The following is a 26,011-nucleotide window of genomic DNA, read 5'->3' as shown; positions in this document are numbered from 1 at the left end:
GGGATCGTCTCAATGAATGGTTCAAGCACCGCCTCATACCAGATCTTTCGACGCTGAAACGGCAGATTCAACGAGGACTGCCGACGATCACGGAACCGATCATCTGGAACTATCTCTGCCCTTGAGGACGGTAGAAATTAACGCACGACCGTATGAGTCCCGCCCCGCACCGCACCTCACGCCTCCCCAGCCTCGTCGGTGGCTCTCCGCTTCGCTCCGACCCACCGACTCCCTCGCGCGGTGCTGTCTCGCGGCCGCCGATGGCGCCCGCTCGTCGGCACGCGCCAGCGCCTCGATAGTTTATAAGTGGGGGATGTTTTCTCTCACGGACGTTTCACGCGCTCGGCAGGTCGATCTCGTCCCCGTCGGCGTAGACCGTCGGGTCCCGGATGATCCCGTCGAGGTGGAGCGGCGCGTCCGTCTCGCCGCCGATCCCGGCGTCGTCGCCGATCGCGATGTGGACCGTGCCGCCCGCCTTCTCGTCTAAGAGGACCGAGCCGACCAGTTCCTCGACGCCGCCGTTCGTTCCGATTCCCAGCTCCGCGAGGTTGTACGCCGCGTCGCCGACCTCCTCTGCGGCGGCCTCCACGTCGGCGCGGATCGCGTCGTCGGCGATCTCGGTCACGAACCCGTCCTCCACCTCGAACGCCAGCTCCCGCCCGTCGTCGAGCAGTCCGTGGGGCATCATCGTCCCGTCGACGACGAAGGTCCCGGTCGCGCTCGCGGGCGCGACGAACACCTCGCCGGCGGGGAGGTTCGAGAAGTCGCTCGGGTCGCGGACCATGCCGGTGTCGGCGAGCCACTCGCGGTCGCCGACCTCGAAGGTGATGTCCGTGCCGGCGGGCGCGGTGACGCGGACCTCGCTGGCGTCGCCGATCTGCCCCAGCACGTCGTCGCAGGCGGCCTCGATGGCGGCGTAGTCGGCGTCGAGCCCCGTCGTGAACACGTCCTCGGTGATCCCGGGCAGCGTCGCGCCGCGCGCGCCGGCGTCGCAGGCCGCGCCGCGGGCGCGGGTGTGGCTCAGGCTCTTCGTCGTCGGGGCCAGGAAGGCGTCGGCCTCCGCCATCGCGGCCGCGACCGGTGCCGGCGGCTCCGTCCCGTGCTGTTCGGTCGGGGGGTACCGGAGGAGCGTCGCGTCGTCGGTGACGGCGCTCGCGGCCGCGTACAGCGCCTCGCCGATCGGCTCGCGCTCGTCGTCGGTGACGACCGCGACCGATTCGTCGGGAGCGACGTTCAGACACTGTTCGACCGCGGTCGTCGCGGCGTCGGAGAGATCGGCTGCCATGCCAGCGTCTCCGTTCGGCCGGGCGTTAGGCCTTGTCATCGCTGAGTTTACTCCATTCCGTAATTGAATTATTTACGTCCGGTGCCGATCGGCGTCGAATTAACCGATCGATTACTCGTGGGGTAGTTAATTTCATTTCACCCACCTCGAAAAGATTATACCGATTCCCGAGCGAGGGGCAGATATGATACGCGTGGGCGTCAACGGCTACGGCACGATCGGGAAACGGGTCGCGGACGCCGTCGCGGCCCAGCCGGACATGACACTCGTCGGCGTGACGAAGGCGTCGCCCGACTACGGCGTCGAGGCCGCGGCGCGGCGCGGCTACGACCTGTACGCGGCGGTCGAGGACCGCGTCGAAGACTTCGCGGCCGCCGGCGTCGACCTGTCCGGGATCCTCGGCGACCTGCTCGACGCCGTCGACGTCGTCGTCGACTGCGCGCCCTCCGGCGTCGGCGAGCGCAACGCGCCCGTCTACGAGGCCCACGACACGCCGGCGATCTTCCAAGGCGGCGAGGACGCCGCCGTCGCCGAGGCCTCCTTCAACGCCCGCGGCCGGTTCGAGGCGGCCCGCGGCGCGGACGCGGTCCGCGTCGTCTCCTGTAACACGACCGCGCTCTCGCGGCTGCTCGCGCCGCTCGACGAGACCTACGGCGTCGAGAAGGCGCGCGTCACGCTCGTGCGCCGCGGCGGCGATCCGAGCGAGACGGACCGCGGCCCGATAAACGACATCGTCCCCGACCCCGCGGCGGTCCCCTCTCATCACGGTCCGGACGTGAACGAGATTCTTCCCGACCTGCCGGTCGACACCGCGGCGCTGAAGGCGCCGGTCACGGGGATGCACACCCACAGCGTCAACGTCACGCTGGAGAGCGACCCCGACTCGGGGGCCGTCCGCGACCTCCTCGCCGACGAGGACCGGATCTTCCTCGTCCCGGAGGCCGCGGGCATCGACGGCGCGGGCGCGCTGAAGGAGTACGCCGCCGACGCGGGGCGGCCCCGCGGCGACCTCTGGGAGAACTGCGTCTGGGAGGAGTCGATCAGCGTCACCGGGCGAGACCTGTACCTCTTCCAGAACGTCCACCAAGAGGCCGACGTGGTCCCGGAGAACGTCGACGCGATCCGCGCGATGACGACCGACGTCGACGCGGCCGAGTCGGTGGCGCGGACGAACGAGACGCTCGGCGTGGGTCTCGAAAGTCGACTCGGGAACGACGGGCCGGCGCGCGCGGAACTGACGGCCGACGACTGACGCCGTAGTCGCGGTCTTTTCGGTCGCTACCGTCCGGAAACAGCCGTCACTCGGTCGGTCGCGTGACGAGGAACGTCCGGCCGCCGCGGCGTTCGAGGTGGACCTCGCTCCCGTCGACGCGGTTCACGCGGACTCGGTCCGGGAGGCGGTCGGTTCGACAGTCGGTGATGTCCACGCGCGTGGGCGTCGCGTACCGGGGTCGGTCGGCGGTGACTGCGCTCATACACCTAGTTCGGCCCGGAACGCTCCTATAACCGAGCCATCCGCGGAGTGAAAGTGAAAGTGGACGATCCGCTGCCGCTCGCCGGTGATTCGGACAGTCGGGCTCGCCGCCGGCGGTCCGCTGTCGCCCTACCGCCGGAGGCCGGTCGCCTCGTCGTCCTCGACGAACCGCACCGTGAAGTAGTCGTAGCCGCCGTAGGCAGCATCGAGCGCGCCCATCCACCAGTTCCACCGCTCCACCAGCGAGGAGTCGTCCGGCGCGTCCTCCATGTGTCCGATCACCCCCGTCACGGTCAGGCCGTGGCCGCGGTCCTCGGAGGGCCGTCCGGAGTCGACGAGGTCGCGGGCCGCCCGCGAGACGGCCCGCCGCTCGGCCTCGGTCCCGCCGAACTCGTCTTCGAGCGCGCGTTCCAGACGCTGTCTGTCCATGAACGGGTTTGGGTGCGCAGGTATATGAGTCGCGTGGTAGGGGGTGTCAGGTCCGGTGTCGCGACGGGGTTGCGTCGACTCCGCGGGCGACTCACAACCGCGCCGCGAGCGCGAGGAACAGCAGCGAGAACGGGGCCGTGAGCAGCGCCAGCGCCAGTCCGCCCGCTCCCTCGCCGGCCGCAACGGCCATGAGGAGGCCGACTACGAGCGAGGACGATCCCAGCGTCGCGAGGGTGAGCCGCTCCGGGACGCTCGCCCGGTCCGGCCCGTCGCTCTCCGCCAGCACCGCGCCGAGCGCGGACTCGACCGCGTCCGCCCGGTTGCGGGGGACGAACAGCCACGGCGTCGACCGGAACCACGCGTTCCCCCGGTACGCGAGCAGGAACACCGTCGTCCACGGGAGGTCGATCCGGCGCGTCCTGACGACCGCCCCGAGGTCGTCGCTCCGAGTTCGGTCGCGCGCCGGATACGTCCGCGCGATCGCCCGCTCGGCCGGGTCGAGCCGAACGGCGACCCCCGACGACTCGGCGACCGCCGGCACGAACCAGACGACCCAGAACAGCGGCCAGAGGGCCGGCAGGAAGTCAGTCGGCAGCGCCAGCGCCGCCGCGACGACCGCGCCGAGCCCGGCCAGCGTCCAGCCGGGCCGAAGCGTCTCTGCGGCCTCGCGCAGTCGGGCGACGGACGGCTCCCCGACCGAACTCTCGCGGTACACGGCGTACAGCACCGGCACGGTACCGAGCAGAAGCGCGAGCAAGAGCGCGACCCCGACGGCGATCGCCTCGGCCCCGACGCTCGGGACCGCGAGGTCGCCGGACGCGATACCCGCGATCCCCCCGGCGGCGACGGTGCCGAAGACGACGAGGACCGCGCCGGCGATTCCGACTGACACCCCGATCGCGAGCGAGCGCAGTCGCTCGTGGCGGACCGGCCCCCACTCGATCGGGTCGGGTTCGGCGACCGTCTCGAAGACGCTCCGGTCGCCGTGGGGGTCGGCCCGGACCTCCGCGGACTCCGTGCGGTCCATCGCCTCCTCGGAGGTGGAGGGCGTCCCGCGCTCGGAGGGCATACGAGCGCAGTTACCGCCGCGGTAATAAAAAGCGTGAGGCCGGCTTCCGGGTCGACTGCCCGGCTACTGCTCCGACGCGGCGGCGTCCGCGTTCGGCTCGGCTGCGTCCGTCGCCGCCCCGGAGGGCTCCGCGGGCTCGACGTTGCCGAGCCGGAGCGCGTTCCCGGTGACGCCGAGGCTCATGCCCATGTCGCCGACGACGACGGCCATCGCGACGCTCACGTAGCCGAGGGGAGCGCCCGCGGCGAGTAGCGCCTTCACGGCGAGGGAGGCCCCGATATTGGTCCGGATCGTCGAGCTCGCGCGCGAGGCGAGGTCGACGACGTACGGGAGCCTGGTCAGGTCGTCGGCCATCAGCGCCACGTCCGCGGTCTCGATGGCGGTGTCGGTGCCGGCGGCGCCCATCGCGACCCCTACGTCCGCCGCCGCGAGCGCCGGGGCGTCGTTGATCCCGTCCCCGACCATCGCGACGCCGCTGTCGGTCTCGGCGGCGAGCTCACGCACCGCCGCGACCTTCTCGTCGGGGAGCAGATCCGCGCGCACCTCGTCGATGCCGACGCGGTCGCCGGTCGCCCGCGCGGTCCGCTCGTTGTCGCCGGTGAGCATCGCGACCCGGTCCACGCCGAGTTCGTGGAGGCGGTCGACGACCCACGCCGCCTCCGGACGGACTGTGTCCGCGACCGCCACGACGCCCTCCAGTTCCGCCTCGGTCCCGACGAGGATGACCGTCTTCCCCTCGGCCTGAAGCCGCGGAATCGTCTCGCTCGCTAGGTCGAGGTACTGCCCGTGGTCGCAGGGCTCGGGCTCCGCGGCGGCGCTCGCCTCGCTCCCGCGCACTCCGTCTCCGCCAGCGTCGTCGGCGTCGTCGCGCTCCCGAACCACCCCTCCGTCAGGGCGGACGTGGGCGTGGCTCAGGTCGAAACCGAGGTCCTCGAACAGCGAGGGCTTGCCGGCGTAGTGGGTCTCGCCGTCGATATCAGCGCGGACGCCTTCGCCCGTGAGCGTCTCGAAGTCGGTGACCTCGGTCTCGTCGCTGGACCCGGTACCGGCGGCCTCGGAACCGGCGGCGTCAGTGCCCCGCACCACTATCGCCTCCGCAACCGGGTGTTCGCTCCGTCGCTCGATGGCGGTCGCGCACGCGAGCACGTCGTCGGCCTCGCGGTCGCCGAGGGGGACCACGTCGGTCACCGACAGCTCGCCGCGCGTGAGCGTCCCGGTCTTGTCGAGCGCGACGACGCCGACGTCGCCGGCCGCCTCCAGGTGTTCGCCGCCCTTGATCAGGACGCCGTTCCGGGCGGCCGCGGTCACGCCGGAAACGACGCTGACGGGCGTCGAGATGACGAACGCGCAGGGGCACGCGACGACGAGCAGGGTGAGTCCGCGGACGAACCACGTCTCCGCGCCGCCGCCGACGAGGACGGGGCCGAGCGCGGCGGTCGCGACCGCGCCGACCACGACGATCGGGGTGTAGACGCCTGCGAAGCGGTCGACGAACCGCTCGGCGCGCGTCTCCTCGCCGTTGGCGGCCTCGACGAGGTCGACGACCCTCGCGATGGTCGACTCCTCGGCGGGCGCGGTGGCCTCAACCTCGAGGTAGCCGGCCTCGTTGATCGAGCCGGCGTACACCTCGTCGCCGGGCTCCTTCTCAGCCGGGACCGACTCGCCGGTGATCGGCGACTCGTCGACCGCGCCGGAGCCCTCGCGGACCACCCCGTCGAGCGGGACGCGCTCGCCGGGTCGCACCGCGAGCCGCTCGCCCGTCGCGACGGCCTCGGCGGGGACCGTCTCCTCCTCGCCGTCCCGGATCACGACCGCCTCGTCGGGGGACAGCTCCATCAGCTCGCGGAGGGAGGTGCGCGCCCGGTCGATCGAGTAGCGTTCGAGCAGCTCGGCGACCGAGAACAGCACCGCGAGCGTCGCCGCCTCGAACGGGAGGTCGACGAGCAGCGCGGCGACGACCCCGACGCTCATCAGCAGGTCGATGTCGAGGCTCACCCCCCGCAGCGAGTAGAACCCGTTCTGGAGGATCGGCGGCCCGGCGACCCCGACCGCCAGCAGGTACGCGACCGAGGCGCCCGTGACGGCCCACGGCCCGAGGAAGCCGACGCCGCCGATCGTCGCGAACGTCGGGTCGAGCCCGGGGAGCAGCCACTCGAGGGCGAGCCCGACCGCGAGGAAGGCCCCGCCGACCGCGGTGGCGATCGCGCGGGGGCTCGTGAACAGGCCGTCGGCGACGCCGTCGGACTCCGCATCCGCGACCGCGTACCCCGAGCCCTCGACGGCGGCCGTCAGCGCCTCCACGTCCGTCGCTTCCGGATCGTACGTGAGGACGACGACGCCCGTCGTGGGCCGAGTGTCGACCGAGCGGACGCCCTCCCGATCGAGCGCGCCCTCGACTTTCCCCGCGCACGACGAGCAGTCCATGTCCGGCACCGCGAGCCGGAGCTGCGCTCCCGTCGGCGCGCTCCCGTCCGACTCGTCGGGATCGGCTGTCGGGTTCGATTCGATCATTAGCTGAACGTCGCTCCCGGAGCGTTATTAATCTAGCTACCACACAGAGACATTATTTTATAAGAGATTAATAAAAATAGATTCGAAGTAAACAAATTCGACGAGGAAGTATTTACCTCCGAGCCGGCTACCCGCGGGTATGACAGACTGGCGCGCCGTCGGCTACGGCTTCGTCGTGATGCTGATCGCCGGGCTGCTGGCCACGCTCGTCCCCGTCGTGGGCCACGTCGGCGCGGGACTCATCGGTGGGTTCGTCGCCGGCTACGTCGCCGCCGGCGGGCTGCTCTCCGGCTTCTGGCACGGCCTGCTCGCGGGCTCGGTGAGTGGCGTGGCCGTCACGCTCCTGCTCGCCGCGTTCGGCGGCCTCGTCGGACTGGCCGGTGGCCCACTCGGAAGCCTGCTCGGTGGCGCGGGGGTCCTCGTCGTCGGACTGTTCCTGACGCTGCTGTTCGCGGTCGACTCGGCGCTTGCGGGTGCTATCGGCGGCGTCCTCGGATAGCGGGATCGGCTCGAAGCGGTCCGTCGCTGCGGGGCTCCGGTATCTTATTACAATAGAACCGCCGACGCGACGGGACCGGCCGCCCCGCGACCGGAATTCACGCGCTCTCGACGGCGTCGAGGACCGCCTCGTAGTCCGGCTCGTTGGTCGGGTCGTCGGCGACCCAGTCGAAGACGACCTCGCCGTCGTCGTCGATCACGAACACGGCGCGGTTCGCGATGCCGTGGAGGCCGAGTTCGGCGATGTCGATCTCGAGGTCGTACGCGCGGATCGCGTCGCCGGCCATGTCGCTCACGAGGTCGAACTCGATCCCGTGCTCCTCGCGGAACGCGCCCTGCGAGAACGGCGAGTCGGCGCTGATCCCGAAGAGGGTCGCGCCGGCCTCCGCGAAGGCGTCGGCGCGCTCTTGGAAGGCGATCATCTCGTTCGTACACGGCGGCGTGAACGCGCCGGGGAAGAACGCGAGCACGACCGGCCCGTCGCCGATCTCCTCGTCGAGGTCGAACGGCTCGTGATCGCTCGTGCCGACCGTCGCGGTGAACGCGGGTGCGGCGTCGCCTGTGGATACCATCGACTCTCGATACGGCTGATTCACGCAAAAGCCTTGTCGCGACCTCGTTCGGTGCCGGTATTGGCCCGCTACCGTCTCGGGCCGAACCCGCACCGAGTCACTCGCGGTCGAGGTACTCCTGTTGGATGTCGACGATCTCGCCGGAGTCCTCGCAGTCGGCGTACCGGCGGAGCGGCTCCGCGTTGAGTTCGAGGAACGTCTCGCCCCACGTGAACTTCGACAGGGCGCGCTCGGCGCGGTCGCGCTCGCCGAGAATCACCAGCGCCGCGGCGAACGCCTCGACGGTGGTGAGCCGCATCGGACGGCCGAAGTTCACGGGGTTGGCGGCGACGAGGTAGGGCAGCGCGCGGTGCTCGCCGGGGAGCGAGAACATCTTCTCGCCCGCCGACTCCCATGAGCAGTCGAGCGCGACGAGCGCGGTCTCGGCGGCCCGCTCGGCGTCGACGGGCGAGAGCGCGCGCTCGGCGTGGGGGTTGAGGACGACCCCGTACGGCGTGGCTCGGTCCGAGCGGTGGAGCTCGGCGAGGTCGAAGCGCGCGAGCTTCCGGGCCGTACACTTGTCGGGGTCGTCGTCGCCCTCGTACCGGACGTGGAGGTCCACACTCGGCGTTCGACGGAGTCGCGTATAAGCCGTACGGACGCCGTCGGCAGAAAAAATGCGGGTGGTCGACGCCCGCGCGCCGTCACGGGGCGCGGGTCTGCGTCACGATCGGTTCGCCGTCGTCGGCCTCTTCGGGGACGCGCGTCCGCGTCCCGATCGGAGCCGATTCGCCTTCGGTTGTCAGTTCCTTCATCGCATTTTACAGTATTTACTCGGTGTGTAAAAAATTTTGGCTGAAATACCTATTATCCGCCCTTTGTCCTTATATAAACATGGTTTTTCGATATTATACCAACGAATGTTTTAGCAAATGCTATTTTTGTGCCTGATTTAACGCGCCAGTTATTCGCCAGTCCGCCGCGAATCGGACTCCGCCGCTTCGTCCCGATACCGTCAAACCGGCCCGGTACCGGCGGGGTTTTTCCTCGTCGCCGCGCAGGTGATCGCATGGAGCTGTTCGCGGTTCCGGACCTCCCGGAGATCCGGGAGGGAGACGACCTGGCGGCCATGATCGGCGAGCGCGTCGACCTCCGCGAGGACGACGTGGTCGTCGTCGCCAGCACGGTCGTCTCGAAGGCCGAGGGACGCGTCTTCGACCTCGACGACTTCCCGGCCGGCCCCCGGGCCCGCGAGGTCGCCGACCGGCTCGCCGAGATAGCGGACGAGGAGAAGGATCCGCGCTTCGCGCAGGCGGTCATCGAGGAGTCGACGGAGCTGGTCATGGAGGCGCCGTTCCTCCTCACCGCGACGCGCTTCGGGCACGTCGGCGTCAACGCCGGCATCGACCGCTCGAACGTCCCGGACGGCGACCTGCTGCTGCTCCCGGAGCGCCCCACCGAGAGCGCGGAGCGCATCCGCGACGGACTCGCGGCCGACCGCGTCGTCGTCAGCGACACCTCCGGTCGTCCCTTCCGGCACGGCCAGCGCGGGGTCGCGATCGGCTGGGCCGGGCTACCCGCCAGCCGCGACTGGCGCGGCGAACGCGACCGCGACGGCCGCGAGATGGGCGTCACCGTCCAGAACGTGATCGACGAGCTCGCCGCCGCCGCCAACCTCGTCGCCGGCGAGGGCGCCGGGGGCACCCCGGTCGTCGTCGTCCGCGACTGGGCGTTCGGCGACCACGAGGGCTCGGAGAACCACTTCCGCGAGGTCGAGGGCGACTTCGTCCGCCAGGCGCTGCGCGAGTGGAACTTTCAGGAGTAACCATGCTCGGAATCGAACTCACCCCAGAACACGAGCTGTCTCGCCTCGTCGACCTCGGCGTCCGCGCCGAGGAGGCCGGCTACGACGCCGTCTACTCGACGTGTCACTACAACAACCGCGACCCGTGGGCGTTCCTCTCGCGGCTCGCGGCCGCCACCGACTCGGTCCGGCTCGGTCCGGGGGTCGCCAACCCCTACGAGACCCACCCGGTGACGCTCGCGTCGAAGGTCGCGACCCTCGACGAGGCCTCCGAGGGGCGCGCCGTCTTCGGGCTCGGCCCGGGCGACCCCTCGACGCTCGCCAACCTCGGCCTCGAAGACGAGCGCGGGCTCCGCTCGGTGCTGGAGGCGTTCAAGACCGCACAGCGGCTCTGGGCCGGAGAGCGCGTCGACCACGAGGGCACCTTCGACGCCGCGGACGCCGGGCTCAACTACGAGCCGCCGCAGGGAGCGGACATCCCGGTCCACGTCGGCGGCGAGGGGCCGCACATGTGTCGGATGGCCGCGAAGCACGCCGACGGCCTCCTGTACAACGGCTCGCATCCGAAAGACCTCGCGTGGGCCCGCGAGCAGGTCGACGACGGCCTCGACGACAGGCCCGATAGCCGGGGCGAGTTCGACCTGATCGCCTACGCCGCGGTGTCGGTCGCCGAGGACGAGGCCGCCGCCCGCGAGGCCGCCCGGCCGCCGGTCGCGTTCATCGCCGCGGGCGCGGCCCCGCCCGTCCTGAAGCGCCACGGGATCGACCCCGACGCCGCGAGCGAGATCGGTGACCGCGTCTCGGCCGGCGAGTTCTCCGCCGCCTTCGAGCGCGTGACCCCCGAGATGGTCGACGCCTTCTGTATGGCGGGCACCCCCGAGACCGTCCGCGAGCGCGCCGCCGCCGTCGCCGAGCACGCCGACGGCCTCGTCGTCGGCTCGCCGCTCGGGCCGGACCTCGAGGCCGCCGTCGACCTCGCGGCCGAGGCGGTCGACGGGCTGTTCTGAGGTCCGTCGACTGGGTTCCCGAGGCGCGTCGACGGGGGCTGTTCCGGGCCGCGTCGGCGGCGGCGGCGGTTCCGGGCCGCGTCGACGGGGGCTGTTCCGGGCCGCGTCGACGAGGGCTGTTCCGGGCCGCGTCGGCGGCGGCGGTTCCGGGCCGCGTCGGCGGCGCCCGCACTGCTTTCACGCACGCTGGCGGCGGATTCTCGCCCGCTGACAATCGAGAATCGCTGCTGATAACGCCGGCGGGAGGTTCATAACCCGTTCTCGTCGAGGGCGAAGTATGTCCACGACACGACAGCGCCGCCCGGGTGTCCGCGGGCGGTACGAGGCCCTCCTGTGGCGGACGATGGACGCGCTCGGCGTCACCGAATCGATAGAGCGCAAGGTCGTCACGGCGGTCGGCATCCAGTTTCTCGTCACGGTCGGCATCTTTCTCACTCAGTTTTTGATCTCGGGGACCGCCGCGTACGTCGTCTCGGGGGCGCTGTTCCTCGGCGCGGTCGTCGCCATCTACAACACGCTGCTCATCGTCAGACGCGACTGCGTCGCCCCGATCCGGGCGCTAGAGCGGGAGGCGAACGCGATCGCCGCGGGGGAGGTCGACGGCGTGAGCGACGTCGAAGCGGCCGACCGGTCGGAGGAGGGAGCCGCGGACGCCCTCGACCCGACGCAGCCGGACGAGGTCGGGAGCCTCGTCGGCGCGTTCGGCGAGGTCCACGGTTACCTCACGACCGTCTCCGCGCAGGCGGAGGCGCTCGCGGCCCAGGAGTTCGACGACCCGGCGCTCGACGAGGACGTCCCGGGCTCCTTCGGCGAGTCGCTCGACGAGATGGCCGAGAACCTCGCGGCCTACACCACCGAGCTGGAGGCGCTCGTCGACGCCTTCGGCGATGCCGCCGAGCGCGCGCAGGACGGCGACCTGACGGCGACCATCGACGGGGACGCGCTGGCGACCGACGAGGGCCGGTACGTCGAGATCGTCGACAACTACAACCGGCTCGTCGCGACGCTCGGCGAGACGGTCGGCGAGGTCGGCGGGTTCACCGCCGACGTGGCCGGGGCCGCGGACGAGGTGCGCGCGAGCATGGACGAGGTCGACGACGCGAGCGGCGAGGTCGCGCGCTCGGTCCAGGAGATCTCCGACGGCGCGGCCGAGCAGACGGACGAGCTGGAGGCGATCGCGAGCGAGATGAACACGCTGTCGGCGACCGTCGAGGAGATCGCGGCGAGCGCCGACGACGCGGCCGAGACCGCGCGCGACGCCGCCGAACGCGGTCGCTCCGGCCGCGAGGAGGCGGCTGAGGCGATCGCGGAGCTTGAGACGCTGGAGACGCGGATCGGCGAGACGGCGGCCGCGGTCACGGACCTCGCGGACCGGGTCGGCGAGATCGACGAGATCGCGGCCGTGATAGACGAAATCGCGGAGGAGACTAACCTGCTCGCGCTGAACGCCTCCATCGAGGCGGCGCGCGCCGACGGCTCCGGCGACGGGTTCGCGGTCGTCGCCGACGAGGTGAAGTCGCTCGCCGAGGAGACGCGCGAGTCCGCGGGGGAGATCTCCGGGCGGATCGAGGAGGTCCAGACCGCGTCGGCGGAGACCGCCGCCGACGCCGAGGCGATGGAGGCCCAGGTAGCCGAGGGGGTCGAGACGATCGAGTCGACGCTGCGGGAGTTCGAGGGCGTCGTCGAGGATGTGACGAGCGTCGACGAGACGGTCCAAGAGATCAGCGACGCGACCGACGACCAGGCGCGCACCACGCAGGAGGTCGTCGACATGGTCGACGGCGTCGCCTCCGTGAGCCGACAGACCGCGACCGAGGCGGAGACCGTCGCGGCCGCGGCCGAGGAGCAGACCGCGACCGTCTCCGAGGTGACCGGCCGGGTCCACACGCTCTCGGACCGGTCCGACGACCTGTTGGCGCGGCTGAACGAGTTCGAGGTTCCCGACGGGGGCGACGGTGCCGAAACCGTCGACGGTCCGGGGGCCGGCGCCGAGGTGCGGTCGGCGACGGGCGCCGACGACGACTGAGGACGCGGTCGGCGATCAGTGCTGACGACGACTGAGGACGGTCTGGGCGCGACGAGGTCGGCGACCGGCGCCGCCGACTACTCCGAGCGCCCGCGTCCGCCGAGCGAGGGCAGGTTCACGCCAATCTCACCGAGCAGCGCGCCGACGGCGGCGTAGCCCAGCGCGCCGACGGAAGCGATAATCAGGACCTGTCCGACGAGGACGAGCAGCGCCGACAGCGGGTCGCCGGCGCCGAGGATGAGGTCGTTCAGGAAGATGTCGACGAACCGCCCGACGTCGCCGACCAGCCGGGAGACGAAGTCGATGAGCGCCATCATGAGTCACGCTTGTACCGGGGGGTACTTGGGTGTTGAGTTCGCGGCGGGACCTCGATCGCTCCGGAACTACGCTTCCGAACACGGCTCCGACGGGTCGTCGTCGCGCGCGTACCGCAGCGCCCAGGCGATCAGGACGCCCTGAAACGGCAGGCGGGCCAGCGCCGCGAGCCGCGCCGGAGCGACGAGTCGGTCCGGGAGGAGGTCGTCGAGGGTGTCGCGCCGGGCGAGGTGGACGTTCGCCGGAAACACGGCGAGGAGGAGGGCGACGATCCCCCACGCGGACGGGCGCCGCGTCCGCGGTATCGCGACGCCGACCCCGAGGAGTATCTCGGCGATCCCGGAGAGGTACACCAGCCCGACGGGCCGGGGGAACGACGGCGGGATCGCCTCCGCGAACCGATCCGGGATCAGGAAGTGGGCGACCCCGGCGGTAACGTACGCCGCGCCCATGAGGGGCGCGAGCGAGCGTTCGGCGGCGTCCGACTCGACGGGATCGGGCCGTCGGCGCGCGGGCTGTGCGTCTGCGGCGTGGGACCGGTCGGCGTCGGCCATCGGTCCGACGCACGCACCGGACGCGTATCAGTCCTCCCCGACGGCCGCGGCGGGCCGTATCGGTGCGCGCGGTGCGGCCGAGGGTTCCGGGAACCGAACCCCTTACGAGCGGGCGAGCCCAACGGCGTGGTAATGAACACGTTGTTCTGGGTGCTGACGGGGGTCCTCGCGTACTCCGCGGTCGCGATGTGGCTGCGGAACGAGGGGATCCTCCCGGACGCGGTCAGGATCTCCGGACCGGTGTTGACGCTCCGGACCCTCCGCGGGCGCGCCTTCCTCGGCCGACTGGCGGCGCCGAAGCGGTTCTGGCGCGCGGTCGCCAACCTCGGCCTCGGCGGGGCCTTGGTGGCGATGGTGGCGTCGTTCGCGCTCATCCTCTCGTCGGCGATGTCGGCGTTCACGAACGCACAGCCCGCCGCGATCCAGCAGCCGCAGAACTTCCTCATCATCCCCGGCGTCAACGACTTCCTTCCCCTGTCGGTCGCGCCGGAGATCGTCGCCGGGCTCGGGGCCGCGATGGTGATCCACGAGGGGGCACACGGGCTCCTCTGCCGGGTCGAGGGCATCGACATCGACTCGATGGGGCTCGTCTTCTTCGCGCTGCTCCCGGTGGGCGCGTTCGTCGAACCGGACGAGGAGGCGACGCAGGAGGCGTCTCGCGGCGCGCGCGCACGGATGTTCGCTGCCGGCGTCACCGCGAACACCGTCCTCACGATCGTCGTCTTCGCGCTCCTCTTCGGCCCCGTGGTCGGCGCCATCTCGCCCGCGGCGGGCTACGCGGTCGGCGAGGTCAACCCCGGCTCCCCGGCGGCCGCGGCCGACATCTCGCAGGGCGACCGGGTCGTCGAGGTCGCCGGAACGCCGATCGAGACGAGCGCCGAGTTCGAGTCGGCGATCGCCGACGCCGGCGACTCGGTTGCGCTCACGGTCGACGACGGCGACGCGCGGGAGACGGTGCGGGTCGACCGCGAGCTACAGGTGGTCGGGTCCGCCGGCGGCAACCCCCTCGGCGTGAGGATCGAGGGCGCACCGGTGACGATCGCGGCGGTGAACGGCGAGCCGGTCGCGACCGAGTCGGACCTCTTCGCCGCGGTCGGCGACGACGAGCGCGCCGCGCTGACGGTGACCGGCAACGCGACCGTCGTCGACCAGGTCCGCGACGCGCCCGGCGCCGAGGACGCCTCGGGCGTCGAAACGGCCGACGGCGAGGCCGCCGTCACCGTCCCGGACGTGCCGATCGGCGCGTACGTCGTCGGGGTTCAGGAGGACGGGCCGATCCACGACGCGGGCGCCGCCCTCGGCGAGCCGCTGACGATCGTCTCGGTCGACGGCGAGCGCGTCGTCGACAACGGGGCGCTCTCCGCGGTCCTCGGCGAGCGCGAGCCGGGGGAGACCGTCCCCGTCACCGTCTACGACGCTGACGGCGAACGCGACACGTACGAGGTCGAACTCGACGCCCACCCGAACCGCGACGGCGGCTTCGTCGGCGTCAGCGTCTTCCCCGGGACGAGCGGGCTCGCGCTCGACGACGTGGGCGTCACCGAGTACCCCGCCGGCGCGTACCTCGAACTGCTCGGCGGCGACGGGGGCGAGGGGACCGCCGGCGGCGTCCCGCTCGGCGGGGTCACCGACTCGCCGCTCGGCTTGGTGTTCGTCGCGCTCATCCTGCCGCTCGGCAGCCTGTTCGGGCTCCCGTTCAACTTCGCGGGGTTCACCGGCGACCTGACCAACTTTTTCGTTGTCGAGGGGCCGCTCGCGGTGCTCGGCGGCGGGACGTTCCTGCTCGCGAACCTCCTGTTCTGGTCGGGGTGGATCAACATCCAGCTGGCGCTGTTCAACTGCCTGCCGGCGTTCCCGCTCGACGGCGGCCGCATCCTCCGGATGGTCGCCGAGGCGGTGATCAGCCGGGTCCCGATCAGCGACCGGCACGCCGCGGTGCGGACGATCACGGTCTCGTCCGGCCTCGTCATGCTGACCGGACTGATCGCGATGATCTTCGGCAACCAGATCCTCACGGCGCTCGGGCTGATCTGAGGTCCGGCGCCACGTCTCGGCCGATGGCGGAGCTGTTCGGCTGCGGCCGGCCGCGCGGCTCGGAAAGGCTCAACTCCCGGCCCGCCGAAGGCGGCGTATGCGCGCCCCGCTCGCGGCCGCCGCGCTCGTCGCGCTCGGCGTCCTCCTGATGGCGAACCCGCTGTTCCTCCCGGTCTCGGTCGGCGAGGCCGACCCGGCCTACACCCACACCGTTCGGTCGGTGACCGCCGGGTCGTCGGTGGGTCTCGACGCTCCGACCGACGAAGGTCTCGACGACTCGAACGCCGTCGTCGCGTACGCCGACCTTGACCCCGCCGCCCGCGCGGCGTTCGCCCGCGCCCGCGACGCCCCCGAGGGCGCGTTCGGCGTCGAGAGCCCCGACGAGCGCGTCGACTCGCTGTCGTACCCGACCGACCCGACGCTCGGCGACGGACTGCTGATCGTCGAGCTCGACGGCGAGCGGTACGAGTTCTGGACCCGGACCGTCGAGCGCGAGCCGGGCGCCGTCGTCGCCCAGCGGGTCGTCCTCCAGCCGGTGGCGTTCCTCGGCGGCTTCCTCGCGGTTGTCGCCGGGGCCGCGGTCGGGCTACGGGAGCGGCTCGGCGAGGGGTGACGGGTCGGTGTCACGGCCACGACGGCGACGTACGAACCCACAGCGCGACCCGTCGACCACAGAGGGCGACCTCACTTCCCGGCCGTCGGCGTCGGTTGGCCGACGGGCTTCGGCGCGCTGCCGGCCTCGATCGCCCGACGGGTCGACTCACCGATCTCGACGAGGTGACACAGGGGGTTCCCGGGGTAGACGACCGGGTTCTCCAGCAGGCCGATCAGGAGCCCGGTGAACGGGGCCTCCACCGCGACCGCGTCCTCCTTGAACGGGTTGGTGATCGTCGCGATGCGCTCGCCCTCGCGGACGAGCGAGCCGCTCTCGAAGTGGGTGTCGACGATGCCGCCGGAGTCGGCGCGCAGCCACGTCTTCTCGCCCGCCCCGGCGACAACGGTGCGCCAGCCGGGCCAGCGAACCGTGTCGGTCTCCAGGAGTCCGTACTCCGCGAAGACGGATTTGACGCCGTCGAGCGCGTCGTCGATGAGCGGGCGCTGGAACCGGTGGGCCTCCCCCATCTCGATCGTGATCGTGGGGATGTCGGCGTCGGTCGCCTCGCCGCGGAGCGTGCCGCTCGGCCCGTCGCTGTCGATGATCACCTTCGAGCCGAACGCCATCGCGAGCCGGTACACCGACTCGTCGGTCATGTCTGCGCGGACGTGGAGCATGTTCGTCCGGCCGCGGGTGGAGGTGTGGAAGTCGAGCCCGAAGTCGCACGGCGCGATGAAGTTCTCGTAGATCCGGTGGGCCATCCGCTTCGAGCTGGTCGACCCGGGCTTCCCGGGGAACGACCGGTTCAGGTCGCGGTCGTAGACGGGGAGGTACCGCTGCTGGGCGAGGAAGCCGGGCACGTTGAGGACGGGGAGACAGACGAGCGTGCCCGAAAGCGCCGAGAGGTCCCACTCGTGGGCGACCTCGCGGACGACCTCGATTCCGTTGAGTTCGTCGCCGTGGGCGGCCGCGGTCAGGAAGGCGGTCGGCCCGTCGCGCTCCCCGTTGACGATCGTGACCGGGATACGGACGGGGTCGCCGAGGTACGTCTCGCTGATTCCGTAGCGGATGTTCTGCGTTTCGCCGGGCGGCACCGCCCCGCCGTTGTACGTGAACGCCCGGTCCTCGCTCATGGCAGACCGGAGCGCGGCGTCGGGTATATATATGGCGACCCGGAGACTCCGGATCTCGTCCGGCCGAAACGATCGGGGCGTCTTTTATCTCGGCCCGCGCAGTGAGAGGTATGAGTTCGGACTCGGTTCGGGTGGGAGTGTTGTCGCTGCACAACAGCAAGGAGACGAAGGCGATCTGTAACGCCGTCGAGGACCTCGGTCACGAGCCGGTGTGGCTCCGCGAGGAGAACGCCGCGGTGAGCGTCGAGGACGGCGAGGTGGCGGTCGAGCCCGCGGTCGACGTGATCGCGAACCGCCTGCTCTTATCGAACACCGACCAGCCCGCGGAGCTGCTCGGGCTGGCGGCGACGTTCGAGCGCATCCGGCCGATGCTGAACGAGCCGAACGCGGTGCTGGCGTCGATCCACAAGTTCGCGACGGCGGCGACGCTCGCCGACTGGAACATCCGCGTGCCCGACGCGCTGCTCGCGCTGTCGAACGACCGCCTCAACGAGGGCCGCGAGCGGTTCGGCGACGTGGGCGTGTATAAGACCGCGATCGGCACCCACGGCGGCGGGACGTGGAAGGTCGACCTGACCGAGCGCGTGAACCCGAAGGTCGGCAACCGGCAGGCGTTCCTCCAGCGGCTCATCGACCGCGACGACGAGAAGCACCGCGACCTGCGGGTGTACGTCGTCGGCGACGAGATCGTCGGGTCGATGTACCGCTACGCGCCCGAGGGCGACTGGCGCACCAACGTCGCGCTGGGCGGCGCGGTGGAGGACGCCACCGACGACATGCCGCAGGAGGCCGCCGACACCGCCCTCTACGCGGCCGAGGTGATGGGGCTCGACTACGCCGGGGTCGACCTCGTCGAGGGGTACGACGGCTGGTACGTCCTCGAAGTGAACCCCACGGCCGGGTTCAAGGGGCTGTTCGAGGCGACCGGCACCAGCCCGGCCCCGCACATCGCGAAGCTGGCGATCGAGACGGTCGGCGGCGAGGTCGAGGACGAGGCGGTCGAGCGCGTCGCCGCGACCCTCGACGACTCGCGGCCGTCCTGCGCGCCCGCGCCGAAGCCGACCCCCTCCGAGCAGCCCGACATCGGCTACATCGAGGAGGTCGTCGTCACGGGCACCTCCGGCTCGACGCAGGCGCTCGCGAAGTCGGACACGGGCGCGACCCGGACGAGCATCGACACCCAGTTGGCCGCCGAGATCGGTGCGGGTCCGATCAAGAGCATGACCCGGGTCAAGTCGGGCAGCGTGAAGGGCGGGAAGGCCCGGCCGGTCGTCGACCTCGTCATCGGTATCGGCGGCAACCAGCACACCGTCACCGCGAGCGTCGAGGACCGCGAGCACATGGAGTACCCGCTGCTGCTCGGCCGCGACATCCTCACCGACTACCGGGTCGACGTGCGGCGGCGCGCCGACAGAGACGAGGCCGAGCGCGACGAGGCGGGCGAAATCCTCGAAGAGGAGGAGTAGACCCGTCCGGCGCCGCCGAAATCTGGCTCACGCGCGTCTGACAAAAGTATAAGACCGAGGCTGTCGAGGACACGACACATGGTGAAGAGCACGGTCCGGTTTCCCGAGTCGGTGGTCGAGGAGATCGAATCGCTCGTCGACGAGGGGCAGTTCGAGAGCAAGTCGGAGTTCTACCGCTTCTCGGCCGACTACGTGCTCTCCCGGACCCTCGACGAGTACGACCCGGAGACGATCGACTACGAGGCGATCGAGTCCGAGGTGATCCCGGACGCGGACCGGACGCTGGGCGCGGACGAGGAGACCGACGGCCCCCCGTTCTTCGAGTCCGTCGCGTTCGTGCGGAAGCTCGCGCTCCGGGAGAAGTTCAGCGACGCCGAGGACTTCATCGACCACCAGTACGTCCCCGGTGATCGGCACGCGGTCCTCTTAGAGGAGATCCTCCGGCTGTACCGCGAGGACGCGGCGAGCGGTGACCGAGCCCCGGCCGGCGACCCCGAGCCCGAACCGGAGCAGTCGACCCGGACCCGATAGCTCGGCCCGTCGTTCCTCCACGAGAGCGCGGTCAGGACTCGTACTCGGCCCAGATGTATCGCGTCCCGTAGCTCCGGTACGGGCGCCACGCCTCGGCGATCTCGCGCATCTCCGCGCGCGACAGCGATTCCCCACCGTTGTACACCAGCTCGATCCCTTTCCGAACCGCCAGGTCGCCGAGCGGGAGCACGTCCTCGCGCCCGAGCGCGAAGACGAGGTACATCCTCGCGGTCCACTCGCCGACGCCCGTGATCTCGGTGAGCCGGTCGACGACCGCCTCGTCGCTTACGCCCGCCAACTCCTCGCGCGTGAGGTCGCGCTCGTCGTCGCGAAACGCGGCGGCGGCGTTGCGCAGGTAGTCGACCTTCGTGCCGCTGAGCCCGGCCTCGCGCAGGGCCGCCTCGTCGGCCGCGAGGACGCGCTCCGGGGTCGGGTCGCCGCCCACGACTTCCACGAACCGCTCGTGGATGGCCGCCGCAGAGGCGGTCGAGAGCTGCTGGTTCACGATCGACGTACAGAGCCGCGCGAACTCGTCGTCCGCGGGCGCGACGTCGAGGGGCCCGTGTCGATCGACGAGCGTCGCCATCGTCGGGTCCTCGCGGAGGACCTCGATCACCGGGTCGTCTACGTCCGCGGCCGGACCGCCACTCTTCGCCGCTGGCCCGTCAGCGTCCGCGGCCGGGTCGATCGTTCCGTCGACGCCGTCGTCCATACCGAAGCGAGGGACCGCACGGAGGAGTACGTTCGGTTCCGGACCGGTCCGCGCGGCCTCTCACACCCCGCGTCGAGCGCTCGTGCTCGTCTCAGTCCCTCACACCCCGCGTCGACCGTTCGTGCTCGTCTCAGTCCCTCGCACCCCGCGTCGAGCCGCCGCCGACCCACCCGAATAAACTTACAGTTTGTTTTACGTTTGGAAGATGAAAACGTTCAACCATGACGGTTCCGACTCTCAGGTATGCAGCTCGAAGACGTCCAGCGCGTGACGGTGCTCGGCGCCGGGAACATGGGCCACGGTATCGCTGAAGTGGCCGCCCTCGCCGGCTACGACGTGTCGCTCCGCGACATCAACGATGAGCTCGTCCAGAACGGGTACGACCAGATCGAGTGGTCGCTCGGCAAGCTCGCGGAGAAGGACCGAATTGGCGACGACGAGGCGGACGCCGCGCTCGACCGCGTCGACGCGTTCGTCGACCTCGAGGACGCGCTCGACGGCGCCGACGTCGTCGTCGAGGTCGTCCCCGAGAAGATGGCCATCAAGAAGGACGTGTACGACGACGTGGTCGAGTACGCGCCCGACGAGGCCGTCTTCGTCACCAACACCTCCAGCCTCTCTATCACCGAGCTGTCGGAGGTGACGGACCGCCCCGAGCGCTTCTGCGGGATGCACTTCTTCAACCCGCCGGTGCGGATGGACTTGGTCGAGGTCATCTCCGGGGAGCACTCGAGCGAGGAGACGCTCGACCTGATCGAGGGGCTCGCCGAGTCGATGGGGAAGACGCCCGTCCGGGTCCGGAAGGACAGCCCCGGGTTCATCGTCAACCGCATCCTCGTCCCCCTGATGAACGAGGCGGCGTGGATCGTCGAGTCCGGCGACGCGACGATGGAGGCGGTCGACTCCACGACGAAGTTCGACATGGGCCTCCCGATGGGGTCGTTCGAGCTCGCCGACCAGGTCGGCATCGACGTGGGCTACCACGTGCTGGAGTACATGCACGAGGTCCTCGGCGACGCCTACCGCCCCTGCCCGCTGCTCGGCGAGAAGGTCGAGGCGGAGGACCTCGGCAAGAAGACCGGCAAGGGATTCTACGACTACGAGGACGGCGACGGCGCGCAGATCCCGAGCGACGCGCTCGACGACGACGTGCGCCGCCGCCTGCTCGCGGTGATGGCCAACGAGACGGCCGGCCTGATCGGCAACGACGTGGCCGACGCCGACGACATCGACGAGGCGGTCAAGCTCGGCGCGGGCTTCCCCGACGGCCCGGCAAAGCTCGCTGACGAAGAGGGGCTCGACGCGCTGGTCGAGACGCTCGACGCCCTCGCGGAGGAGACCGGCGAGGAGCGCTACGAGGCGACCGACTACCTGCGCGAGGCGGCCGAGTCGGGCGGCTTCCGCGGCGACGGAGCCGACGGCGACGCGGAGAGCGGCCCGGCGTTCGACGTGCTGAACGTCGACGTCGACGCCGACGCGCGGGTCGGGCACGTCGAGATCGACCGCCCGCACCGGATGAACACGATCAGCGGCGACGTGCTCGACGAGCTCGCCGACGCGATCGACCTGCTCGACGGCGACGACGACGTGCGGGCGATCCTCCTCTCCGGCGCGGGCGACCGCGCCTTCTCCGCCGGCGCGGACGTCCAAAGTATGGCCGCGGGCGGCGCGGACCCGATCCACGCCGTCGAGCTCTCTCGGCAGGGTCAACAGACGTTCGGCAAGCTCGAGGAGTCGGACAAGCCCGTCATCGCCGCCATCGACGGCTACTGCCTCGGCGGCGGGATGGAGCTCGCGACCGCGGCAGACATGCGGACCGCCTCCGAGCGCTCCGAGCTCGGCCAGCCCGAACTCGACCTCGGCCTGCTCCCGGGTTGGGGCGGCACGCAGCGGCTCGCGCGCGTCGTCGGCGAGGGGCGCGCGAAGGAGATCATCCTCACCGCCGACCGCTACGACGCCGAGACGATGGCCGACTACGGCTTCGTCAACGAGGTCGTGCCGGGCGACGAGCTCGACGACCGGGCGCGGGAGCTGGCAGCGCAGCTCGCGGGCGGCCCGCCGATCGCGCAGAAGTACACGAAGCGCGCGATCCACGCCGGACGCACCGACAACGAGGCCGGCCTCGAAGTCGAGGCGATGGGCTTCGGCCACGTCATGAACACCGACGACCTCATCGAGGGCGTCACGGCGTTCATGGGCGACGGCGAACCCGAGTTCGAAGGGAAGTAACGAGGGCTCGGCTGCTCACTCGGTGAGCCGCGCGGCGAAGAACGTCCAGCGCGCGTCGGCGCCGTCGGCGAGCGAGTCGTCGACGGTCGATTCCCGCTCGATTACGAAGCCGGCGTTCCGGAGCTGCCGCCGAGTCGCCTCCGCGCCCGCGATGTGCCACTGCATCTCGACGCCGGTGTCGAGCCAGTCCGGGTTCTCGCCGTTCCACGGCTCCGGTCCCTCGGAACAGAGGAGCCGTCCGCCGTCGCCGAGGACGCGGGCGAACTCGTCGACGACGGCCTGGTGACGCCCCTCCGGAACGTGGATTAGCGAGTGGTACGCCGTCACCGCGTCGAAGGCGCCGTCGCGGAACGGGAGCGCGACGAGGTCACCCTGCGCGAGCGGCGCTCCGGGGACGTTCTCGGCGGCCAGCGCCAGTTGGGTGCGCGAGATGTCCGCTCCGACGGCGGTCCCGGAGTCGTTCAGCGCTCGGAGCACGGGCGTGCCCTGCCCGCAGCCGGCGTCGAGGACCCGCGCGTCCGGCGGCAGCGACTCACGGAAGCGGTCGAGGACCGCTCGTCCGCGGCCGTCCTCGACACGGTCGGCCGCGTACGCCGTCGCGAGTTCGTCGTACCCCCGGCGGACGACGTTCCTGTCGACCATGTGCGGGGACATTCGCGACGGGCCGTTGAACGCTTCGGTCGGCGCGGTCTCGTGGCCCCCCGGAGTATTCAGTGCCGTCCGGTGCCCGTCCGGGACCGATCACAGCGGCGTGTCGGCCGCCGCGGCCACCTGTCTACTGACGCTGCCGACGAGGTGCGCGACCGCGGCGACGAAGAGGACGACACCGACCACACTCGACACGCCGGGGAGCGCGGCCTCGACGAACGCGGGGAGCGTCGTCGCCCCGGACACCGGGAGGAGGAGGACCGCGACGCCCCGGCGGACGGACCGTTTCGCGGATGGCTCTGCCATGGCGTCGGCCGACGGAACGCGGAGAATAAAGTGGTTATCGGTCGGCGGCCGGCGCGCTTAGACGTACCCTTCCTCGACGAGCAGCTCGCCGTTGAGCAGCGAGGCGCCCGCCGCGCCGCGGATCGTGTTGTGCGCGAGGCAGTTGTACTTCGCGCCGGCGTCGGTGGTCTGGACGCCGCCGGCGACGATGCCCATCCCGTCGGCGTACGTGCGGTCGAGGCGGGGCTGCGGACGCTCGCGCTCGTCGTCGCCGAACACCTTGATGAGCTGTTCGGGCGAGCTTGGGAGGTCGCCGACGCCCTCGAACGAGCGCATCGCCTCGCGGAGGTCCGCGGGCGCGGGGTCCTCGGCGAACTCGGCGAAGACGTTCTCCAGGTGGCCGTCGAGCGTCGGGATCCGGTTACAGGAGGCGGCCACGTCGGCGTCGTGGAGGGAGACCTCGGCGCCGTCGAACTCGCCGAGCAGCTTGCGCGACTCCGTCTCCATCTTCTCTTCCTCGCCGCCGATGTGCGGGATGGCGTTGTCGATGATCTCCATCGAGGTGACGCCGGAGTAGCCGGCGCCGGAGACCGCCTGAAGCGTCGAGACCCGAACGCTTTCGAGGCCGAACTCGTCGATCGCCGCGAGCGTCGGCACCATCGTGATCGTCGAGCAGTTCGGGTTCTTCACTAAGGCGCCGTCCCAGCCCCGCTCGTCGCGCTGAACCTCGATCAGGTCGAGGTGGTCGGGATTGATCTCGGGAATGGTGAGCGGCACGTCCGCCGCCATGCGGTCGTTCGAGGAGTTCGAGGAGACGACGTATCCCTCGTTCAGGAACGCCGGCTCGACCTCGGCGGCGACGCCCGAGGGGAGCGAGGAGAACAGGAGGTCGACGTCGTCGCCCGCGATCCCGGCGGGCGTCGTCTCCGCGACCTCCATCTCGGCGACGCCCTCCGGGATGGGCGTGTCGACGCGCCACTTGGCCGCCTCGCGGTAGGTCTTCCCCGCGCTCTCCGCGCTCGCGGTGACCGCGGCGAGCTCGAAGGTCGGGTGGTCGTCGAGCAACTGGATGAACCGCTGGCCGACCGCGCCGGTGGCACCAAGGATGCCGACTCGTACTGACATTGCGCGTGGGTCCGTGACAGGGACGTAAGTGCGTTCGGATAGCCGTCGATACCGCCGGACGCCCGAGGCCGGCGGCGAGCGGGGCCGTTAAGCCCCTCCGCGCGCAACGTCGACCCGCGCGCCGTCAGTCCCCGCCCGAGTACTCCCCGATGGGAGCGATGACAGCGCGGAGAACCCAGGCGCGTCACATCGGTCGCACGCGCGACCCGCCCGTCGCCGCGCAGGCGACCGCCCGCCACGAGGGTTTCCCGGTCGACGCGGCACGCCGCCGGAGATGAGACCGGTCGTTAGTGTCGCGGGCGACATCCACAGTCCGTGAGCGACGGCGGTGGGCGGAGTCCGCGGACCGACGGCGTGTCGGGCGGGTCGGTGTCGGGGTTTTACGCACCGCGTCACTCAGATCGGTGTATGACCGGTCAGATCGCTCCCCCGGGGTGGCTGACGGACCTCCTCGCTGCGTACGAACAGGTGCTGTCGGAGCTGTTCTGGTTCGCGGTGGGGTTCGGCGTCGTCTACCTCGTAAGCCGGCTCGTCCTCGTCCCGCTCGCGACCCGGGCCGTCAGGTCGCGGAATCGCAACAACCCCACGATCGAGACGGCCGCGAAGACGTACCTCCGGGTCGTACTGATCGGGTTCGCGGTGCTGACGGGCATCATCGCCGCCGGGTACGGACGGGTGCTCTCCGAGTCGGCGGTCATCATCGCGGCGCTCACGTTCGTCCTCGGCATCGCCGGGCAGCAGGTGTTCGGATCGCTCGTCAGCGGGATGTTCCTCGTCGCGGACCCGGACTTCAACGTCGGCGACTGGATCGAGTGGCCGGGCGGGAGCGGGACGATCGAAGCGGTCGACTTCCGCGTCACCCGCGTCCGAACGCCGAACCACGAGACGATATCGGTTCCCAACACCGAGCTCACGACCAACGCGATCACCCGCCCGTACGGTCGAGATCGGTATCGACTCACGGAACAGGTGTACGTCGCTTACTACGAGGACACCGAGCGGGCCCTGTTGGAGCTACAGCAGGTCGTCACGACCCTCGATCCGGTGCTCGACGAGCCGGCGCCGAACACGCGCATCGTCGAACTGGGCGAGAACGCGATCACGGTACAGGCGGAGTTCTGGACCGACGACCCGGGAAACAGGGACATCCAGACGATCCGCTCGGACTTCCGCCGACTGGTGAAACGACGCTTCGACGAGGAGGGGATCACCCTCGCTCCGCCGTCCGCGCAGCTGCTCTCCGGGGGGCTCACCGTCACGGACCGGACGGCCGACGCACCGGACGCATCCGGTCGGTGATCGCGGACGTTCGGCGGTCGCCTCGCGGACGACGGGGGCGGCCCGCTGCGACACCGAGGCGGCTACTCCGAGTCCCGCAACACCAGCGGTCCGATCGCGAGCGTCCGCTTCGCGAGGGTGAGGACCCGGAGCAGGTAGGAGACGAAAAGCGAGAACGGAAAGAGCGTGACCGCGAACGCGCCCGCGACGACGAGCGTCACGCGGTTGACGCCGATCGTGGCCCCCCGAAACGTCCCGGCGTCGACGACGGTGAGCATGGTCCCCGCGACGACGAGCGCCGGCACCGCGGCGTATAAGATCAGGCGCGACAGGTCGATCAGCGCCCACTGGAAGTACAGGGTTTTGACGTGCTCGCGGGCGGGACCGAACAGCGACAGCGACTCCTTCAGCTCCCCGAGGAGATCGCGCCCGCCGTCGGTTAGCGCCTCGTC

General features: G+C 70.8%; 25 protein-coding genes and 1 pseudogene. 11 read left to right on the top strand and 15 right to left on the bottom strand.

Annotated elements, in window-relative coordinates; all coding sequences use genetic code 11:
• Window positions 1–334 precede the first annotated feature (334 nt).
• Window positions 335–1,285: an aminopeptidase gene (locus B9G38_RS05125; protein ID WP_086219700.1), complete on the bottom strand. Its 951-nt coding sequence runs from the start codon at window positions 1,283–1,285 to the stop codon at window positions 335–337.
• 184 nt (window positions 1,286–1,469) lie between these two features.
• On the opposite strand from B9G38_RS05125, the gene B9G38_RS05120 reads away from it, so the two are divergent.
• Window positions 1,470–2,537: a type II glyceraldehyde-3-phosphate dehydrogenase gene (locus B9G38_RS05120; RefSeq protein WP_049931557.1), complete on the top strand. Its 1,068-nt coding sequence runs from the start codon at window positions 1,470–1,472 to the stop codon at window positions 2,535–2,537.
• A gap of 46 nt (window positions 2,538–2,583) precedes the next feature.
• Here the strand turns inward: B9G38_RS05120 and B9G38_RS18185 are convergent, their stop codons facing one another.
• The 4 genes from B9G38_RS18185 to B9G38_RS05105 all read right to left on the bottom strand — a co-directional run bounded on the left by B9G38_RS18185 (window position 2,584) and on the right by B9G38_RS05105 (window position 6,768).
• Window positions 2,584–2,760 carry a hypothetical protein gene (locus B9G38_RS18185; protein ID WP_167373071.1) on the bottom strand — a complete coding sequence of 59 codons (177 nt, stop codon included), beginning with the start codon at window positions 2,758–2,760 and terminating at the stop codon, window positions 2,584–2,586.
• Window positions 2,761–2,888: 128 nt separating this feature from the next.
• Window positions 2,889–3,188 carry a hypothetical protein gene (locus B9G38_RS05115; protein WP_049931556.1) on the bottom strand — a complete coding sequence of 100 codons (300 nt, stop codon included), beginning with the start codon at window positions 3,186–3,188 and terminating at the stop codon, window positions 2,889–2,891.
• A gap of 91 nt (window positions 3,189–3,279) precedes the next feature.
• The gene (locus B9G38_RS05110; protein ID WP_086219699.1) at window positions 3,280–4,257 is read right to left on the bottom strand and encodes a hypothetical protein; all 978 of its coding nucleotides are present in this window, start codon (window positions 4,255–4,257) and stop codon (window positions 3,280–3,282) included.
• 63 nt (window positions 4,258–4,320) lie between these two features.
• On the bottom strand, window positions 4,321–6,768 hold the full coding sequence (locus B9G38_RS05105) for a cation-translocating P-type ATPase (protein WP_086219698.1): 2,448 nt from the start codon (window positions 6,766–6,768) through the stop codon (window positions 4,321–4,323).
• A gap of 139 nt (window positions 6,769–6,907) precedes the next feature.
• Between B9G38_RS05105 and B9G38_RS05100 the strand changes: the two genes are divergently transcribed.
• Window positions 6,908–7,267 (top strand): DUF5518 domain-containing protein, encoded by a 360-nt coding sequence (locus B9G38_RS05100; protein ID WP_049931553.1) that lies wholly within the window; start codon window positions 6,908–6,910, stop codon window positions 7,265–7,267.
• Window positions 7,268–7,364: 97 nt separating this feature from the next.
• On the opposite strand, the gene B9G38_RS05095 is transcribed toward B9G38_RS05100, so the two are convergent.
• On the bottom strand, window positions 7,365–7,838 hold the full coding sequence (locus tag B9G38_RS05095; RefSeq protein ID WP_086219697.1) for a redoxin domain-containing protein: 474 nt from the start codon (window positions 7,836–7,838) through the stop codon (window positions 7,365–7,367).
• A 97-nt stretch (window positions 7,839–7,935) separates the two neighbouring features.
• Complete coding sequence (locus B9G38_RS05090; RefSeq protein WP_086216982.1) at window positions 7,936–8,439, bottom strand: DUF367 family protein; 504 nt, start codon at window positions 8,437–8,439, stop codon at window positions 7,936–7,938.
• Window positions 8,440–8,886: 447 nt separating this feature from the next.
• On the opposite strand from B9G38_RS05090, the gene B9G38_RS05085 reads away from it, so the two are divergent.
• The 3 genes from B9G38_RS05085 to B9G38_RS05075 all read left to right on the top strand — a co-directional run bounded on the left by B9G38_RS05085 (window position 8,887) and on the right by B9G38_RS05075 (window position 12,654).
• Window positions 8,887–9,642, top strand: coding sequence for a coenzyme F420-0:L-glutamate ligase (locus B9G38_RS05085; RefSeq protein WP_086219696.1), 756 nt, complete (start codon window positions 8,887–8,889; stop codon window positions 9,640–9,642).
• A gap of 2 nt (window positions 9,643–9,644) precedes the next feature.
• Window positions 9,645–10,628 carry a 5,10-methylenetetrahydromethanopterin reductase gene (locus B9G38_RS05080; protein WP_049931549.1) on the top strand — a complete coding sequence of 328 codons (984 nt, stop codon included), beginning with the start codon at window positions 9,645–9,647 and terminating at the stop codon, window positions 10,626–10,628.
• 343 nt (window positions 10,629–10,971) lie between these two features.
• A complete protein-coding gene (locus tag B9G38_RS05075; protein WP_086219701.1) occupies window positions 10,972–12,654 on the top strand; it encodes a methyl-accepting chemotaxis protein in 1,683 nt (560 codons plus the stop codon).
• Between the two features lie 77 nt (window positions 12,655–12,731).
• Here the strand turns inward: B9G38_RS05075 and B9G38_RS05070 are convergent, their stop codons facing one another.
• On the bottom strand, window positions 12,732–12,971 hold the full coding sequence (locus tag B9G38_RS05070; RefSeq protein WP_049931548.1) for a hypothetical protein: 240 nt from the start codon (window positions 12,969–12,971) through the stop codon (window positions 12,732–12,734).
• A gap of 66 nt (window positions 12,972–13,037) precedes the next feature.
• Window positions 13,038–13,523, bottom strand: a complete 486-nt coding sequence (locus tag B9G38_RS05065; RefSeq protein ID WP_086219695.1) for a DoxX family membrane protein — start codon at window positions 13,521–13,523, stop codon at window positions 13,038–13,040.
• A 132-nt stretch (window positions 13,524–13,655) separates the two neighbouring features.
• On the opposite strand from B9G38_RS05065, the gene B9G38_RS05060 reads away from it, so the two are divergent.
• On the top strand, window positions 13,656–15,557 hold the full coding sequence (locus B9G38_RS05060; protein WP_049931546.1) for a site-2 protease family protein: 1,902 nt from the start codon (window positions 13,656–13,658) through the stop codon (window positions 15,555–15,557).
• 97 nt (window positions 15,558–15,654) lie between these two features.
• The gene (locus tag B9G38_RS05055) at window positions 15,655–16,170 is read left to right on the top strand and encodes a hypothetical protein (RefSeq protein ID WP_086219694.1); all 516 of its coding nucleotides are present in this window, start codon (window positions 15,655–15,657) and stop codon (window positions 16,168–16,170) included.
• A gap of 71 nt (window positions 16,171–16,241) precedes the next feature.
• On the opposite strand, the gene B9G38_RS05050 is transcribed toward B9G38_RS05055, so the two are convergent.
• Window positions 16,242–17,285: a succinylglutamate desuccinylase/aspartoacylase family protein gene (locus tag B9G38_RS05050; RefSeq protein WP_086215751.1), complete on the bottom strand. Its 1,044-nt coding sequence runs from the start codon at window positions 17,283–17,285 to the stop codon at window positions 16,242–16,244.
• 110 nt (window positions 17,286–17,395) lie between these two features.
• Between B9G38_RS05050 and B9G38_RS05045 the strand changes: the two genes are divergently transcribed.
• Window positions 17,396–18,751, top strand: a complete 1,356-nt coding sequence (locus B9G38_RS05045) for a RimK/LysX family protein (RefSeq protein ID WP_176450716.1) — start codon at window positions 17,396–17,398, stop codon at window positions 18,749–18,751.
• Between the two features lie 78 nt (window positions 18,752–18,829).
• Entirely contained in the window at window positions 18,830–19,282 is a 453-nt protein-coding gene (locus B9G38_RS05040; protein WP_049931543.1) for a hypothetical protein, read from the top strand.
• Window positions 19,283–19,313: 31 nt separating this feature from the next.
• On the opposite strand, the gene B9G38_RS05035 is transcribed toward B9G38_RS05040, so the two are convergent.
• Window positions 19,314–19,868 (bottom strand): DNA-3-methyladenine glycosylase, encoded by a 555-nt coding sequence (locus tag B9G38_RS05035; protein ID WP_049931703.1) that lies wholly within the window; start codon window positions 19,866–19,868, stop codon window positions 19,314–19,316.
• A gap of 369 nt (window positions 19,869–20,237) precedes the next feature.
• Between B9G38_RS05035 and B9G38_RS05030 the strand changes: the two genes are divergently transcribed.
• A complete protein-coding gene (locus B9G38_RS05030) occupies window positions 20,238–22,223 on the top strand; it encodes a 3-hydroxyacyl-CoA dehydrogenase/enoyl-CoA hydratase family protein (protein WP_086219693.1) in 1,986 nt (661 codons plus the stop codon).
• A gap of 15 nt (window positions 22,224–22,238) precedes the next feature.
• Here B9G38_RS05030 and B9G38_RS05025 read toward each other — a convergent pair whose 3' ends face one another.
• From B9G38_RS05025 to asd, 3 genes are all read right to left on the bottom strand, one after another.
• Window positions 22,239–22,865: a class I SAM-dependent methyltransferase gene (locus B9G38_RS05025; RefSeq protein WP_086219692.1), complete on the bottom strand. Its 627-nt coding sequence runs from the start codon at window positions 22,863–22,865 to the stop codon at window positions 22,239–22,241.
• A 99-nt stretch (window positions 22,866–22,964) separates the two neighbouring features.
• Window positions 22,965–23,177, bottom strand: coding sequence for a hypothetical protein (locus tag B9G38_RS05020; RefSeq protein ID WP_086219691.1), 213 nt, complete (start codon window positions 23,175–23,177; stop codon window positions 22,965–22,967).
• Window positions 23,178–23,234: 57 nt separating this feature from the next.
• Entirely contained in the window at window positions 23,235–24,281 is a 1,047-nt protein-coding gene (gene asd, locus B9G38_RS05015; RefSeq protein ID WP_086219690.1) for an aspartate-semialdehyde dehydrogenase, read from the bottom strand.
• Between the two features lie 408 nt (window positions 24,282–24,689).
• On the opposite strand from asd, the gene B9G38_RS05010 reads away from it, so the two are divergent.
• The gene (locus B9G38_RS05010; protein ID WP_086219689.1) at window positions 24,690–25,580 is read left to right on the top strand and encodes a mechanosensitive ion channel family protein; all 891 of its coding nucleotides are present in this window, start codon (window positions 24,690–24,692) and stop codon (window positions 25,578–25,580) included.
• Between the two features lie 62 nt (window positions 25,581–25,642).
• On the opposite strand, the pseudogene B9G38_RS05005 reads toward B9G38_RS05010, so the two are convergent.
• A pseudogene (locus tag B9G38_RS05005) lies at window positions 25,643–26,011 on the bottom strand (hypothetical protein); the annotation flags it as partial.

The organism is Halorubrum sp. SD612 (genome assembly GCF_002135005.1).
This window is presented reverse-complemented; position numbering and strand designations above follow the sequence as displayed.

Excerpts from the sequence above, each read along its gene's own strand:
- B9G38_RS05025 (WP_086219692.1), bottom strand. The coding sequence starts at position 22,865 with ATGGTCGACAGGAACGTCGTCCGCCGGGGGTACGACGAACTCGCGACG.
- B9G38_RS05070 (WP_049931548.1), bottom strand. The coding sequence starts at position 12,971 with ATGATGGCGCTCATCGACTTCGTCTCCCGGCTGGTCGGCGACGTCGGG.
- B9G38_RS05105 (WP_086219698.1), bottom strand. The coding sequence starts at position 6,768 with ATGATCGAATCGAACCCGACAGCCGATCCCGACGAGTCGGACGGGAGC.
- B9G38_RS05055 (WP_086219694.1), top strand. The coding sequence starts at position 15,655 with ATGCGCGCCCCGCTCGCGGCCGCCGCGCTCGTCGCGCTCGGCGTCCTC.
- B9G38_RS05100 (WP_049931553.1), top strand. The coding sequence starts at position 6,908 with ATGACAGACTGGCGCGCCGTCGGCTACGGCTTCGTCGTGATGCTGATC.
- B9G38_RS05020 (WP_086219691.1), bottom strand. The coding sequence starts at position 23,177 with ATGGCAGAGCCATCCGCGAAACGGTCCGTCCGCCGGGGCGTCGCGGTC.
- B9G38_RS05095 (WP_086219697.1), bottom strand. The coding sequence starts at position 7,838 with ATGGTATCCACAGGCGACGCCGCACCCGCGTTCACCGCGACGGTCGGC.
- B9G38_RS05040 (WP_049931543.1), top strand. The coding sequence starts at position 18,830 with ATGGTGAAGAGCACGGTCCGGTTTCCCGAGTCGGTGGTCGAGGAGATC.
- B9G38_RS05125 (WP_086219700.1), bottom strand. The coding sequence starts at position 1,285 with ATGGCAGCCGATCTCTCCGACGCCGCGACGACCGCGGTCGAACAGTGT.
- B9G38_RS05115 (WP_049931556.1), bottom strand. The coding sequence starts at position 3,188 with ATGGACAGACAGCGTCTGGAACGCGCGCTCGAAGACGAGTTCGGCGGG.
- asd (WP_086219690.1), bottom strand. The coding sequence starts at position 24,281 with ATGTCAGTACGAGTCGGCATCCTTGGTGCCACCGGCGCGGTCGGCCAG.
- B9G38_RS05050 (WP_086215751.1), bottom strand. The coding sequence starts at position 17,285 with ATGAGCGAGGACCGGGCGTTCACGTACAACGGCGGGGCGGTGCCGCCC.
- B9G38_RS05075 (WP_086219701.1), top strand. The coding sequence starts at position 10,972 with ATGGACGCGCTCGGCGTCACCGAATCGATAGAGCGCAAGGTCGTCACG.
- B9G38_RS05080 (WP_049931549.1), top strand. The coding sequence starts at position 9,645 with ATGCTCGGAATCGAACTCACCCCAGAACACGAGCTGTCTCGCCTCGTC.
- B9G38_RS05085 (WP_086219696.1), top strand. The coding sequence starts at position 8,887 with ATGGAGCTGTTCGCGGTTCCGGACCTCCCGGAGATCCGGGAGGGAGAC.
- B9G38_RS05030 (WP_086219693.1), top strand. The coding sequence starts at position 20,238 with ATGCAGCTCGAAGACGTCCAGCGCGTGACGGTGCTCGGCGCCGGGAAC.
- B9G38_RS05120 (WP_049931557.1), top strand. The coding sequence starts at position 1,470 with ATGATACGCGTGGGCGTCAACGGCTACGGCACGATCGGGAAACGGGTC.
- B9G38_RS05065 (WP_086219695.1), bottom strand. The coding sequence starts at position 13,523 with ATGGCCGACGCCGACCGGTCCCACGCCGCAGACGCACAGCCCGCGCGC.
- B9G38_RS05060 (WP_049931546.1), top strand. The coding sequence starts at position 13,656 with ATGAACACGTTGTTCTGGGTGCTGACGGGGGTCCTCGCGTACTCCGCG.
- B9G38_RS18185 (WP_167373071.1), bottom strand. The coding sequence starts at position 2,760 with ATGAGCGCAGTCACCGCCGACCGACCCCGGTACGCGACGCCCACGCGC.
- B9G38_RS05110 (WP_086219699.1), bottom strand. The coding sequence starts at position 4,257 with ATGCCCTCCGAGCGCGGGACGCCCTCCACCTCCGAGGAGGCGATGGAC.
- B9G38_RS05035 (WP_049931703.1), bottom strand. The coding sequence starts at position 19,868 with ATGGCGACGCTCGTCGATCGACACGGGCCCCTCGACGTCGCGCCCGCG.
- B9G38_RS05045 (WP_176450716.1), top strand. The coding sequence starts at position 17,396 with ATGAGTTCGGACTCGGTTCGGGTGGGAGTGTTGTCGCTGCACAACAGC.
- B9G38_RS05010 (WP_086219689.1), top strand. The coding sequence starts at position 24,690 with ATGACCGGTCAGATCGCTCCCCCGGGGTGGCTGACGGACCTCCTCGCT.